Raw genomic sequence first — 12,986 nt, 5'->3', positions numbered from 1 at the left:
TTTTATTAAATTTTTTTTACTCTTCTTTATTGTGCCACGACTTATTAGTTGCTCATTGCTGATTACTAAATTACTGCTCAATGCTCATTATTCAAGCAGATTTAACGTTGGTAACTTTTTCAACCAAACTTAAAACATCATGACGACTTAACTTTGATTTCCCGATCGCGATCGCCTCTAACGTACCTTTGGCTAATATGTAAGGTATTTGGCAAAAACTCAGCGCAGGACTGCCTTTGGGCAAAGATTCAATATATAAATTAGCTTGCTTTAATTGTTGGCGAGCATAATCCTGCACATCTTGGTTTGTCCACTCGTCAGGTATAAAACTAACCCCTCGTTGAATATCTTCTTTTTGGTTACGCACAATATTAACTGCCTGCAAACCCCGTCCAAAAGCGATCGCTTGAGTGCGATCGGTGATAGTACCATCGTACCAACTCCAGAGATCTGACAGCAGTAAACCGACTGCTCCTGCTACGCTAAAAGTATAGCGATCTAAATCGGTTTCAGTAACAATCATCCAGTTTTGCTCGGCCCAATATGCCATCCGCTCGGCCATGGCTGCGGTTGCATCACAAATTCGCGGAGCGATCGTCTTAGGCGCAAGACTTGCCCATTCGCCGATACACAGACTGACATCGGGTAAAACGGCACTGTATTGCTCTAAATCTGCACCAATACGGAAATAGGAATCAAGATCGGTTATTTCCTGTAATCTTAGACTAATAGAGCGTAAAAGCAGAGCTTTTGTCTGGTTATCAAGGTCAGGAGTATCTTCGATTTCATCAATAGCCCGCATACAAAGATAAGCTGATGCTACGGCATCCTGAAGCTGCTCAGGTAAACGGGCGATCGGAATGTAAAATGTTCTACTAGTTTGCTTTAGAGTTTCTAAGGCCCTATCTCTTAAATTCATCTTTCTTCGCTACTCCTCACGCTGACCAACAATCATCATGATTTTTACCCTATAAATATCTAAATATCGGGAATGATCGATGACTTATCGAAAAGCATACACTAGAAACTCTAATTTCTCGGTGAGAGATGAGCCAATTTTTGCTTAACTTGATTCAAATCAACTACAAATGGTTCGACCTATTATGGAGCGATAGGATTATGAGAAGATAATAAATCTAGTTAAATTTATAAGTTTATTGGTACAAATTTGCGATCGCCATGTCTAATATTTACAGCGTTGAAATTAACCATCAGGGTACTATTCAAACCATACAAGTTGCTGAATCACAAACTATTTTAGATGCGGCAACTAGTGCAGGGATCGATCTTCCTTATTCCTGTAGTGCTGGAGTTTGTACAACCTGCGCTGCTCAAATTCTCTTAGGAGAAGTCGAACAAAGTGAGGGAATGGGGGTTTCTCCCGAATTACAAGCAGAAGGTTATGCCCTACTCTGTGTAGCCTACCCCAGATCTGATCTTAAACTTGAATCTGGGAAAGAAGATATTGTTTATGCCAGACAATTCGGTAATCAGTAATTACTATACTGTCCCAATACGGTCTAGAGGCCAAAAGCGAAACACTGCATGACCAATCACGTTTTCTGTTGGTAGGAAACCCCAGATATGGGAGTCATTACTATTGTTGCGGTTGTCTCCCATGACAAATAACTGTCTTTCTGGCACGGTGACGGGTATTAGTTCGTATTCTGGAGGTGCAGCTATGTAGTCTTCAACTAAAGGTTGCTCGTTAACATATACTATCCCGTCTTTGACTGCTACTTTGTCACCAGATTTGGCAATCACTCTTTTGATAAAGGCTTGGCTTTTCTCGAAATTGCCGATCATTCTTAGCATTTCTGGTGGCTGGAAGACAATAATATCGCCTTTATTTGGTGGGTGAAATTTATACCCTACTTTTTCAACTACTAAGCGATCGCCTGTTGCTAAAGTGGGAAACATGGACTCGGATGGGATGTAGCGAGGTTCGGCAATAAAGAGCCGAATAATCAAGGCTAAAGCTAGCGCCACCACGACTGTAAGACTATTTTCTTTAAAATTGCGCCACCAAGCAAGTTTGTTGGTTATTTTTTTTGGTTTAGTTAAGGACATACATTCATTTGAATAAATTTGAATAAAGTAGTGATGCTGATTAATACTATTGTTGTGCCTCAAGGAGCAGAATACCAAGCAGTTTGTCGCGGTTTATTAAAAGCTCAGGTAGATGGTATTCAAGTTATTGCTATTCCCATCGGCGTTAGGCATATCAGCCAAGTCTTAGCAAATTATTCTGAGCAAATAGATAGTTGGGCAAATGTTTTAATTATGGGGTTATGCGGTAGTTTATCTGATTCTTATACTGTACAAGACTCAGTTTTAATTAAAAGCTGCCAAGATTTAAACCATAATCTCATAGATCTTGATGCTGAATTGACCGCTAAGATTCAACAGAAATTATCAATCGATTTAGTTAATGCTTTGACGAGCGATCGCATTATCACCCAAGCCAAAGACAAGCTAATCCTCGCTCAACAGTATCCCACCACCATCGTGGAAATGGAAGGATATAGCTATATCAAAGAATTACAGCGCCAAGGAATATCTGTTGCTATGGTTCGGGTAGTCAGTGACGATCTTCGTGGAGATCTCCCAAATCTAAATCAAGCTATTGATAGTCAAGGAAACCTTAAGACTCTACCTCTGGCGATCTCCTTCATTAAACAACCTCTTGCAGCCATCAGATTAATCAAAGGCTCTTTAGCTGGATTAAAAGCGCTAGAAGAAATTACAACTAAATTATTTAACGTTTAATTAGTTATTAGTTATTGTTCGCCAGAATTCATCACCCGACGAATATTAAGAATATCGCTCATGCTTTTAATTCTCTGGAAGACGTATTCTAGCTGTTGGCGATCGCGAATATCTAAGCTCAAAGAAATCAGCGCAGGTTTATTACGACTAGTCTTAACCCCCGCATTGCGAACGTTAATCCCGCGATCGCTAAGACGTGCGAGAATATCTTTAAATACCCCCACGCGATCCATGGCTTCAATCTGAATATCTACGGGGTAAGTAAAGGCCTTATTATCTTCAGCATCATCATTCCAGCTAACAGGAATAATTCTTTCTCCTGGTATTTTGTCTATATTCTCACAGCCTTGAGCATGAATGGAGATCCCTCTAGAACTAAGAGTAACTGCACCAATAATGGACTCTCCTGGCAAGGGTTTACAACAACCTGCCAGATGATACAACATTCCTTCTACGCCAATAATAGGAGAGTTTCCACCCCTGTGTTTCTCCTGATTGCTATTTAGATAAGCAGGAATTTCTACTTCTTTTGCTGATTCAGTTTCTACTGGTTGTTGTTCTTTAACTACATCCCGCAAACGATTAACTACATGATTTTGCGTAATTTCGCCATAACCCAAAGCTGCCAACAAATCTTCAACTGAATGATAATTGCACCGTTGAGTCACAATCTGCATGGCTTCAGATTTGAGCAGGGAGTCAAACCCACTTTTGCCCATTTCTTTCTCTAGCAGTTCTTTCCCACGGGCAATATTTTCCTCACGGTGAGAAAGTTTATACCACTGGCGAATACGATTACGAGCCGTGGGAGACACAACAAAATTGAGCCAGTCCAAGCTAGGATGACTGTTTTTCTGGGTGACAATCTCGACAATATCACCATTCTCTAAGGGTTTTGAGAGCATCGACCAACGCCCATTGACCCTTGCGCCTTTCATGTGATTACCGATTTCGCTGTGAATGCGATAGGCAAAGTCTACCGGAGTTGCACCATGAGCTAAAGCTACTACGTCCCCATCAGGAGTAAAAACATATACATCATCTTCAAATAGGTTGTCTCTGACGCTTTCCATATACTCTTGAGCGTCACTAAGATCTTTCTGCCACTCTAATAGCTGTCTTAGCCAGGTAAACTTGTTATCTTCGTCTGAAGATATGCTAACGTTACTTGAGCCTGTTTCTTTATATTTCCAGTGAGCAGCGATGCCATATTCGGCAACCTGATGCATTTCTTTAGTCCGAATCTGAATCTCAATCGGACGACCGTTAGTGCCAACGACAGTGGTATGCAAAGATTGATAGCGGTTTGGTTTAGGTAAGCCAATATAGTCTTTGAAGCGACCAGGGATCGGCGTAAAAGCATCATGAACTACCGCCAAGGATCGATAACATTCTTCGTTGGTTTTAACGATAATTCTAAAAGCAGCAATGTCATAAATCTGACTAAACTCTTTTTGCTGGCGCTGCATTTTCTGATAAATGCCATAGAGATGTTTAGGTCTACCTTTTAACTCCACCACTTCGATATTTTGGTTTTTTAAACCCGATCGCAATGTTTCGGTAACTCTAGCTATTCTTGCCTCGCGATCTGCTCTTCTTTCGGCAATTAAAGATTTAATTTCTTCGTAAGCTTCAGGCTCTAAATACTTAAAGCAGAGATCTTCTAGTTCCCACTTAAAACGACCAATTCCTAATCTATTTGCTAAGGGGGCAAAAATTTCTCTAGTTTCTTGACTAATCCGTTTTTGCTTTTCTGGCTTGAGGTGTTCTAGCGTCCGCATATTGTGCAGTCGATCCGCTAGCTTAACTACAATCACGCGGATATCTGTCGCCATTGCCAAGAACATACGTCGAAAGTTCTCTGCTTGACGTTCAGTGGTGCTGGAGAAATTAAACTTAGATAACTTAGTTACTCCCTCTACCAACAAACGTACCTGCACCCCAAATCGCTCCTCAATTTCTTCTGGGGTAACGTCTGTATCTTCAACCACGTCGTGTAAAAAACCAGCCGCGATCGTCACACTATCTCCGCCCAAACTCCTCAATAAACTAGCCACCGCGATGGGATGAGCAATGTAAGGTTCTCCTGACTTACGGGTTTGTCCTTCATGAAGCTGATAGGCAAAATTGAACGCTCGACAGATTAATAAATCATCCGATGTCGACTCTGACGACTCTTGATCGATCAGGCATTCCTGTAGCCATTGAGGAAGCTGAACTTCATTACTACGGTTTTCTATGATGGAGATAGCGGTCATAGATTTAAATAATTTTTAGGTAATTGTGGAAGAACAGGCAAGCCCTGTCGTTTTATGGCAGAGTTTACCTGTCCGCTGATAAGAGCCAAATAGGAGAATTTTAAATTTATGCTATCTATACTTGTGTATATTAGACCTGCTTTAACTCTAGTTGAATAGCATTGCTATAGGTCAAAATTAATAATTAAATAATAGTTTAGCTAAGAAATTTACCTCACTATTAATATAGTTAATTTGCCAAACTATTAAGCATAAAAGCTTACTGTTTACAACATGTTTTTAAACATCAGCATTGAGTAAAAGTCAGGCTTGGTTAAGAAACTCTTATTTTGCTCAATACTTTAATTTTAACTCAACAATGTTATCTACATCACACAATCGAGCATATCAGGATTTCTTGACTTTGTTAACCAAATTTGTAGAAAAACTTGCAAAGCAAGAGCAAGAATCTCCTCAATCCGAGATCGAGCAAAATTTTCACGAGTTATCTAGCTGGTTTGCAGAAAACGTTGCCCAACTTAGCAGTCAAGATTTGCCACCAGCGATCGCCTCTCGGTGGCAGGGAGTGCAAACTGAAATCTTGAGAGAGTTTAAACTGTTATCGACAGATATTTTATTTTTAGCTGCCTCGCGCCAGCAGACAACTCAACTTAAAAGACTCAAAAGTATCAATGAGCGTTTGACTAAATTAATCAGTTATTGTCAGATAATGTTAAAAAATGACAATTAATACCCTATTAAATAGTATTAAGAATTGTCTTGGTTAGCTTAAGCAACCTCAAAGAAATATCAACCAGCATTAAGACTCGTGATAACATTCTGCCAATAATTAATTAAAGTCAGAATTTAACCAGTGAGTCGATTACTAATTCGTCTAGCGATAGGCGCAATCTTCGCAGTTTTTGGAATGTTCAACTATTTCACCAACGTTAGCGAAAATCCCATTACAGGAGAACAACAAAGAGTGCAGCTTTCTCCTGAACAGGAAATTGTGATTGGTCGCCAGTCAGCGCCACAGATGGCAGCCCAGCATGGCAACCTTTATCCCGATCAAACTTTGCAAGACTATGTGGATGAGGTGGGAAATCGCGTTGTCCAAAATTCGATAGCCAAAAATTCAGCTTATCCTTTTGATTTTCATCTCTTGCGCGATCCCCAAACAATTAATGCTTTTGCCCTACCTGGGGGGCAAGTATTTGTGACCGCAGCCTTACTGAGTAAGTTAAACTCTGAAGCCCAGCTAGCGGGGGTTTTAGGTCATGAAGTAGGTCATGTGATTGGCAGACACGGTGCAGAACATTTAGCTAAACAACAGTTGGGTAGTGCCTTAGTCAATGCGGTAGGAGTTGCTGCCAGCGATCGCCCTGAAAGCGGTAGACAAGCAGCAATTTTAGCCCAGGCAGTCAACCAAATGGTCAATCTTAAATATGGGCGAGAAGATGAACTAGAAAGCGATCGCTTGGGGTTTAAGTTTATGACCGAAGCAGGCTATAACCCTGTAGGTATTGTTGAGTTAATGAAAATTCTTGATTCCGCTAGAGGTGACGCAGGTGGACAGCCAGAGTTTATGAGTACTCATCCCAATCCTGGAAATCGGATTGAGCAATTAATTAGCATTATTAACCAAACCTATCCCAATGGTGTTCCCGCTCAACTACAGCAGAACCAAGACCGTTTTGCCAGAATAGTTGGTCCTCGTCTCTAGCTTCGCTCTGTGGAAGTCAAAAGTTAAAAGTTAAAAATCACATTGTCTTGCTTGACAGGAAAAATCAAAAGTCTTTTAATTCGAAGGTTTCAAACTTGTTGAATAGGTGTTTTAAGTTAAGAAAAACTAATTATTAATTGAATTTTAATTTTATGGATATAACTACTGTTTATTGGATTATCCTAGCCGTGATGGCGGTTGGCGTAGTCGGGGCAATGATTCCAGGACTTCCTGGCAGCAGTATTATTTTGGCGGCTATTGTCGGTTGGAGTATTTTCACTGGCTTTGCAGGCATTGGCTGGCCGATGATTTTGATCTTTGTGGTCTTAATTCTCAGCGCAGTAGTAGAATACCTGGCGTTATATTTTGGTGCTAAACAGTCTGGGGCAAGCAAGTGGAGTCAATATGGCGCGATCGCCGGAATGGTCTTAGGCTTTGTCGGTTTGTTACCTGCTTTACCCTTTGGCGGACCTTTAATTGGCGTATTGTTGGGTGCAATTATTGGCGCTTTTGTAGGGGAATATCTCTATCGTAGTAATCTTGAAGGTTCAGTCAGGATGCAGCAGGCATTAAAAGCAAGTGCAGGTATTGTAGTCGCTTCTTTAATTGGTAACGCGATCGAAGCCTTACTGGCAGCTTTGGCCGTAGCAATATTTATTTATTCCACCTGGTCTTATGTGTTTATTTGAAGGAGGCAGAAGCCAGGAGCGATCCAGAATTGTGGTGAAACCGCTAGAATCAATACATATATTGAAGTGTATTGAGTATTAACTGTTTGGTAAGAGATAGATATTTTTATGAGCGCAACAAAAATTTGTATTGTCGGCGGTGGTTTTGGTGGTCTTTACACTGCTTTACGCCTAAGTGAACTTCCTTGGCAAAGTGCAGACAAGCCAGAAATAACTCTGATTGATAAAAGCGATCGCTTTTTGTTTTCTCCTTTGCTTTATGAATTAATTACCGAAGAGATGCAGAGTTGGGAGATTGCTCCACCCTTTGCCGAATTATTGGCAAATACAGGTATAATTTTTCGGCAGGGTAGCGTTACTGAAATCGATATTGAAGGGCAACAAGTTACCTTACAGGACGATATCAAAATTGACTACGACAAGCTGGTGCTGTCTACAGGGGGCAGAACTCCTGTAGATTTAATTCCAGGAGCAAAAGAACACGCTCTACCATTTCGTTCTCTCAACGATGCTTACAGTCTTCAAGAAAAGTTAAGACTATTGGAGGAAAGCGATCGCGATAAAATCCGTATTGCTGTAGTCGGCGGTGGCTATAGTGGTGTGGAGTTGAGCTGCAAGCTGGCAGACCGCTTAGGTGACAAGGGCAGAATTCGCATCATCGACCGAGGAACGCAAATCCTCAAAGATAGCTCGGAATTTAATCGAGAAACGGCAATTAAAGCACTGGAGAAAAATCAAATCTGGCAGGACTTAGAAACAGAAGTGGAGCAGGTTACCTCAGACAGCATTACTCTTATTTATAAAGGTCAAGCTGATACTATTCCTGTAGATATAGTCTTATGGACTGTTGGCAACCAAGTTTCTGAGTTAATCAACAAGCTTCCGCTAACACAAAATGAGCAAGGATTATTAGAAATTGAGCCTACTTTACTAGTTAAAGGAAGAGAGGATATTTTTGCCTTGGGAGATGCTGCCAATAATTACGATAGCGATGGTAATGCTTTGCCTGCTACAGCACAAGTTGCTTTTCAACAGTCTGACTACTGCGCCTGGAACATTTGGGCATCCCTAACTAACCGTCCTTTATTGTCTTTCCGTTATCAGCCTCTAGGGGAAATGATGACTTTGGGTACAGACAACGCTACAATCAGCGGTCTAGGTTTAAAATTAGATGGTCCAATGGCTTATGTCGCCAGACGTTTAATTTATCTTTACCGTTTACCAACCTTAAAACATCAGCTGACTGTGGGGTTTAATTGGATCACTCAGCCTTTAGTTGAACTGTTATCGCCTTAAGATCTCGATGAGCGATCCCAAATTTATTCCGCCTCGGCAAAATCCCCTGCTAATTCGCTTGGTTCAAAGCATATTTTATTTAGTAACTTATTTTGCCTTTAAATTTAGACTCACAGTAGCTGAAGAGGATCTAGCAAAAGTGAGGGCGATCGCCTCTAGTCGAGTAGTCTATTTGCCCAATCATTCCAATTTAGATGATGGCGTGGCAGTGTTTCAGTTATCCGCCCGCATCGGACAATTGTTTCATTATGTGGTAGCGATCGAGGCTTTTCAAGGTGTGGTTGGTAAAATATTGCAGCTTGTTGGCGCTTATTCCCTGCATCGGGGAGTTGGCGATCGCTCTAGCGTCAGGCAAACTCTAAACATACTCCAGCAACCTCGGTGTAAGCTAGTAATTTTTCCCGAAGGGGGGTGTTCTTATCAAAATGACACTGTAATTCCTTTTCGTACTGGGGCGATTGAGCTATCTTTAAAAGCGCTAGAGAAGTTGGTTAAACAAGAAAACACCGTTCCCAACTTTTATTTAGTACCTGTTAGCTTAAAATACTGTTACCTCAGCAATACAAAAGAGCAAATTGATCGAGCTTTAGAGCGTTTGGAAACTGCTTTGTTGGTTAAGTCTGATCGCAGTGATGCTTATACTCGCTTAAGAGCGATCGCCAAAAAAGTTCTCAATAATCTCGAAGCTGAGTATCATGTGACCGTCGAACAAACAGACTGGAATCAACGCCTGGAAAATCTTAGAAAACAGATGCTGGGCTACTGTGAAGCAAAATTGGACATAGCTGCCAAAAATCAATTGCCCAATCGCGAACGAGTTTATCGAGTACAGTCTGTTTTACGCAACCTGTCCGCTTCAGATAGAACAGCAGCCATAGACTATGAACACCTCTACCTGACTACCGTTCGGCTACTCAATTTTGATGCCATCTATGATGGCTACGTAGCCGAAAAACCCACCCCCGAAAGATTTTTCGCCACTATAGATCGTTTAGAAAGAGAAGTATTTGCAAGTGATCGACCGAGGTTCAAAGGGCGACGAGAAATCATTGCCAAAATAGGTACGCCAATTAACCTCAAAGATTATTGGCAAGAATATCAAAGCGATCGACCTACCGCTTCACGAATACAAATCATCAATAACCTAACTGAAATGGTTCAGCAGGAAGTTCAGACCAATCTTAGCTAAATAAATTATGCAAATATTAGATCAATTGCCTCGCGAGTCTTTACCCAAGGTTATTTTTTTTGATGCCATGGGTACTTTATTCGATCTAAAAAACAGTGTCGGCGAAATATATCATCAATATGCCCATAAATATGGCGTCGTGATCGATGCAAAAGAAATAGAACAAGCTTTTAGAACCAGCTTTAAATCTGCCCCACCGTTAGGATTTTTGCCCAACCAACTAGCAGTAATTAAGCAACAGGAATTTGACTGGTGGAAACAAGTAGTATCAGCAACTTTTGAGCAGCTAGAAGTGATAGAAAACTTTGTTGATTTTAATGCTTTTTTTACAGAAATATATGGTTATTTTGGCACAAAAGAACCTTGGTATGTATTTCCTGATACTGTTGATTGCTTAATTCAATGTCGCGATCGCGACATTGAATTAGGCGTTATTTCAAATTTTGACAGTCGCTTAATAGAAGTACTGAATCTCTTGGATCTAGACCAGTTTTTTACTAGTATTACTATTTCTTCAATGGCGGGATTCGCCAAGCCAGAGTCAAATATTTTTAAAATTGCTTTAGGTAAACATAATTTAGTCGCCATGAATGCATGGCATATTGGGGACAGTCCAACTGAAGATTATATAGCAGCAAAGAATGCTGGATTAGGCTCATTCTGGTTAAATCGCCAAGCCCATTCATTGAATATTGAAAATCAACTACCCAATTTATGGAGTCTGGGATAAACTTGTCAATATATAGTGCTTCATATAGACATTTTTACAGCGTTTAAGGACACGGGGGATATAGGTGGATACAGCTAATCAACAGAGAATTCTCGGATATTTTATCGAAGAAGCAAAAGAACATCTGCAAACATTAGAGCAAGGAATTCTACAGCTAGCTACGTCGGTACAGGATACTGAGACTGTTAACGAGATGTTTCGCGCTGCTCATTCTGTCAAGGGTGGTGCTGCTATGTTAGGCTACACTAGTATTCAAAAAACTGCTCATCGTCTCGAAGATTCTTTTAAAATCTTGAAAGACAATCCTGTTGATGTCGATCAAAAGTTAGAAACTTTATTTCTTAACGGTTACGATCATCTTCAAGATTTAATTGAACGTTTAGAAAACTCTGCTGATTTTAAGGATGCTGATGCAGTAGAAATTTTGCAGCAATCAGAATCGAATTTTGCCCTTTTAGATCAGTATCTCCAGCAACTACTCTCAGGCAGTGCTTCAGGTCAAGCAGATATCGGTCAGCAAATTACCAAAATACTCAAGCAGATGCTTCAGATATTCAAACAGCCTGACAGTCCAGAAAGTCGTCAAAAGCTACATTTATGCTGCAAAAGCTTGAGAGAAATTGCCCCTAATGAAGCCAATTGGCAAAATCTAATTGCCACCACCCAAACAGCGATTACCAATAAAAAATATCCTTACAACACAATCGCTCAGGTAGTAATTAAAGAAATTAAGCAGGCTGGCGATTATTTAAACGCTGGTCAAGCACAACAGCTTGTTCCTAGTAAAAACCTTCAGCAGTTGGCAGCTACGGCAGGTGGCACTGTTGGCGGTAGTACTACTGCTAGTACAGTGAGTATTCCCACAGATCCTCAAGGTGCAGCGATCGCTTTACTGAAAACATTTAACAAGCAGCAAATTATGCAAATATTTCAGATTATTAAGACCCGTATCTAATCAATAATATTGAACCTGAGACATAGATTTGACAAATTGATGCGTGTCATAATAAGAACCTATGATGTGATCACCGATAATAAGCTGTGTTTCAATTCGCTATTAATTCCGCAAGTCTATTCAAACCATTGCTGCTTCAACTTCGAATCGTTGGAGCTTTTTCTATTTTTAGTCTTTGTGCTTGGAGTCTAATTAGCTGCATCCTGGATGTAATCGCTCAAGCCAAAAGAATGCATCAAATCCCCTGTACTAAGTGTCGCTTTTTCACAGGAGACTACCACCTTAAATGTACGGTAAATCCTTCGGTAGCTAATACAGAACAGGCGATTGGCTGTGGTGATTATCGCCATCAGAATTAGTTTATTGGTTCAGATACAGTTAAACATCGGCTTCAGATTCACCAATTAGCTGGTAGTATTTTTCGCGACCTTCATTATATTGATTGTTGGCATAATTCATTACTTTATGAATAATCCATTTTTGCGGTTTACCCTCTTTAAGCAGTAAAGCGATCGCTTGTGCCATAATTTCATCATCATCAAGACAGTTTTGAGCAAAGTAAGTACTGGTTTTACGCAAGCTAGATTTACTGTTGTCGTTGTCAAAATGTAGATATATTGCTGCGAGTAAAGCTGTGTAGGGTTTGGGTTTTGTCTGTTGAGGCAATAGATCTGACCAAGCAGCATCAGATAATTTCAAGTACTCGCTTTGAGTTTCTTTAGCCGTCAGTTTTCGCGCCAAAGATTTTAAGATGCTGGGACTAGCTAAATGAACCTGTTTATATAAATAATCAACGACAATTGCCTGGAGTAAAGTATTTCCCAAAAACTGGATTTGTTTATCTGAGGGGGTATGTTCTAATTCAGGCTTAAGATAACGTTTGAGCAGTGGTATGATCAGCCGTTTTTGTAACCAATTGCGCGTCTGAGTAAAACCACGATCGATAAAAATTGCGCCAATTAAAGCTTTACAAGCCTGTTCAAAGGGATTACTTGGTTTGACTCGTAAACGATGACGTTCTTCTTTTAAATCTAAAAATGGATAGAATTCTCCTAACTGCAAATCGTACCAAAGGTTAGTTAATCTTTCTGATTCGGTTAACTTACTAACCAATGCCTTTTGCTTGCCTACCTGAAAATGAGAAAAATTCCAGTAAATATAGTCTACTAAAACTAAATTGAGAATATTCTCCCCTAAAAGTTCCAAACGCTGATTATTAATTTCAGGCTCTTTAATTAGCTTGGCATAGGACGGATGAATCAACGCTAGGCGGAGAGTTTGATCGTATTTAAAATTGATGCCAATCTTGTTCTCAATTTGTGACGGTTCCCAGTTATTATTCATTACCTATTAATATTGAAGTGATTCCCTGTTAACAAGACTATCTAAGATATA

14 protein-coding genes are annotated in these 12,986 nt (G+C 40.2%); 10 read left to right on the top strand and 4 right to left on the bottom strand.

Translation table 11 applies throughout. The features are described from left to right. Positions 1–91: 91 nt before the first annotated feature. Positions 92–919: a squalene/phytoene synthase family protein gene (locus C7B62_RS04025; RefSeq protein WP_106233333.1), complete on the bottom strand. Its 828-nt coding sequence runs from the start codon at positions 917–919 to the stop codon at positions 92–94. A 260-nt stretch (positions 920–1,179) separates the two neighbouring features. Here C7B62_RS04025 and C7B62_RS04020 point away from each other — a divergent pair, with 260 nt between their 5' ends. After that, a complete protein-coding gene (locus tag C7B62_RS04020) occupies positions 1,180–1,497 on the top strand; it encodes a 2Fe-2S iron-sulfur cluster-binding protein (protein WP_106233332.1) in 318 nt (105 codons plus the stop codon). Positions 1,498–1,500: 3 nt separating this feature from the next. On the opposite strand, the gene lepB is transcribed toward C7B62_RS04020, so the two are convergent. Beyond that, positions 1,501–2,070, bottom strand: coding sequence for a signal peptidase I (lepB, locus tag C7B62_RS04015; RefSeq protein WP_106233331.1), 570 nt, complete (start codon positions 2,068–2,070; stop codon positions 1,501–1,503). Between the two features lie 33 nt (positions 2,071–2,103). Here lepB and C7B62_RS04010 point away from each other — a divergent pair, with 33 nt between their 5' ends. After that, a complete protein-coding gene (locus C7B62_RS04010; RefSeq protein WP_106233330.1) occupies positions 2,104–2,769 on the top strand; it encodes a phosphorylase in 666 nt (221 codons plus the stop codon). 11 nt (positions 2,770–2,780) lie between these two features. Here C7B62_RS04010 and C7B62_RS04005 read toward each other — a convergent pair whose 3' ends face one another. Beyond that, the gene (locus C7B62_RS04005; RefSeq protein ID WP_106233329.1) at positions 2,781–5,027 is read right to left on the bottom strand and encodes a bifunctional (p)ppGpp synthetase/guanosine-3',5'-bis(diphosphate) 3'-pyrophosphohydrolase; all 2,247 of its coding nucleotides are present in this window, start codon (positions 5,025–5,027) and stop codon (positions 2,781–2,783) included. Positions 5,028–5,385: 358 nt separating this feature from the next. Here C7B62_RS04005 and patD point away from each other — a divergent pair, with 358 nt between their 5' ends. From patD to C7B62_RS03965, 8 genes are all read left to right on the top strand, one after another. Beyond that, the gene (gene patD / locus C7B62_RS04000) at positions 5,386–5,757 is read left to right on the top strand and encodes a heterocyst frequency control protein PatD (RefSeq protein WP_106233328.1); all 372 of its coding nucleotides are present in this window, start codon (positions 5,386–5,388) and stop codon (positions 5,755–5,757) included. Positions 5,758–5,880: 123 nt separating this feature from the next. Then, positions 5,881–6,732 carry a M48 family metallopeptidase gene (locus tag C7B62_RS03995; protein WP_106233327.1) on the top strand — a complete coding sequence of 284 codons (852 nt, stop codon included), beginning with the start codon at positions 5,881–5,883 and terminating at the stop codon, positions 6,730–6,732. 152 nt (positions 6,733–6,884) lie between these two features. Then, complete coding sequence (locus tag C7B62_RS03990; RefSeq protein ID WP_106233326.1) at positions 6,885–7,421, top strand: DUF456 domain-containing protein; 537 nt, start codon at positions 6,885–6,887, stop codon at positions 7,419–7,421. A 108-nt stretch (positions 7,422–7,529) separates the two neighbouring features. Further along, positions 7,530–8,717, top strand: a complete 1,188-nt coding sequence (locus C7B62_RS03985) for an NAD(P)/FAD-dependent oxidoreductase (protein WP_106233325.1) — start codon at positions 7,530–7,532, stop codon at positions 8,715–8,717. Positions 8,718–8,724: 7 nt separating this feature from the next. After that, the gene (locus C7B62_RS03980; RefSeq protein ID WP_106233324.1) at positions 8,725–9,906 is read left to right on the top strand and encodes a 1-acyl-sn-glycerol-3-phosphate acyltransferase; all 1,182 of its coding nucleotides are present in this window, start codon (positions 8,725–8,727) and stop codon (positions 9,904–9,906) included. A gap of 7 nt (positions 9,907–9,913) precedes the next feature. Further along, positions 9,914–10,636, top strand: coding sequence for an HAD-IA family hydrolase (locus C7B62_RS03975; RefSeq protein WP_106233323.1), 723 nt, complete (start codon positions 9,914–9,916; stop codon positions 10,634–10,636). 64 nt (positions 10,637–10,700) lie between these two features. Continuing rightward, positions 10,701–11,591, top strand: coding sequence for an Hpt domain-containing protein (locus tag C7B62_RS03970; protein WP_106233322.1), 891 nt, complete (start codon positions 10,701–10,703; stop codon positions 11,589–11,591). Positions 11,592–11,719: 128 nt separating this feature from the next. Continuing rightward, entirely contained in the window at positions 11,720–11,950 is a 231-nt protein-coding gene (locus C7B62_RS03965; protein WP_233219803.1) for a hypothetical protein, read from the top strand. A 19-nt stretch (positions 11,951–11,969) separates the two neighbouring features. Here C7B62_RS03965 and C7B62_RS03960 read toward each other — a convergent pair whose 3' ends face one another. Beyond that, entirely contained in the window at positions 11,970–12,935 is a 966-nt protein-coding gene (locus tag C7B62_RS03960) for a ribonuclease III domain-containing protein (RefSeq protein ID WP_106233320.1), read from the bottom strand. Positions 12,936–12,986: the final 51 nt, after the last annotated feature.

The sequence above is a fragment of the Pleurocapsa sp. CCALA 161 genome (assembly GCF_003003995.1).
Lineage (GTDB): Bacteria > Cyanobacteriota > Cyanobacteriia > Cyanobacteriales > Xenococcaceae > Waterburya.
This window is presented reverse-complemented; position numbering and strand designations above follow the sequence as displayed.

Excerpts from the sequence above, each read along its gene's own strand:
- C7B62_RS03980 (WP_106233324.1), top strand. The coding sequence starts at position 8,725 with ATGAGCGATCCCAAATTTATTCCGCCTCGGCAAAATCCCCTGCTAATT.
- C7B62_RS04020 (WP_106233332.1), top strand. The coding sequence starts at position 1,180 with ATGTCTAATATTTACAGCGTTGAAATTAACCATCAGGGTACTATTCAA.
- patD (WP_106233328.1), top strand. The coding sequence starts at position 5,386 with ATGTTATCTACATCACACAATCGAGCATATCAGGATTTCTTGACTTTG.
- C7B62_RS03960 (WP_106233320.1), bottom strand. The coding sequence starts at position 12,935 with ATGAATAATAACTGGGAACCGTCACAAATTGAGAACAAGATTGGCATC.
- C7B62_RS03975 (WP_106233323.1), top strand. The coding sequence starts at position 9,914 with ATGCAAATATTAGATCAATTGCCTCGCGAGTCTTTACCCAAGGTTATT.
- C7B62_RS03990 (WP_106233326.1), top strand. The coding sequence starts at position 6,885 with ATGGATATAACTACTGTTTATTGGATTATCCTAGCCGTGATGGCGGTT.
- C7B62_RS03985 (WP_106233325.1), top strand. The coding sequence starts at position 7,530 with ATGAGCGCAACAAAAATTTGTATTGTCGGCGGTGGTTTTGGTGGTCTT.
- C7B62_RS04025 (WP_106233333.1), bottom strand. The coding sequence starts at position 919 with ATGAATTTAAGAGATAGGGCCTTAGAAACTCTAAAGCAAACTAGTAGA.
- C7B62_RS04010 (WP_106233330.1), top strand. The coding sequence starts at position 2,104 with ATGCTGATTAATACTATTGTTGTGCCTCAAGGAGCAGAATACCAAGCA.
- C7B62_RS04005 (WP_106233329.1), bottom strand. The coding sequence starts at position 5,027 with ATGACCGCTATCTCCATCATAGAAAACCGTAGTAATGAAGTTCAGCTT.
- lepB (WP_106233331.1), bottom strand. The coding sequence starts at position 2,070 with ATGTCCTTAACTAAACCAAAAAAAATAACCAACAAACTTGCTTGGTGG.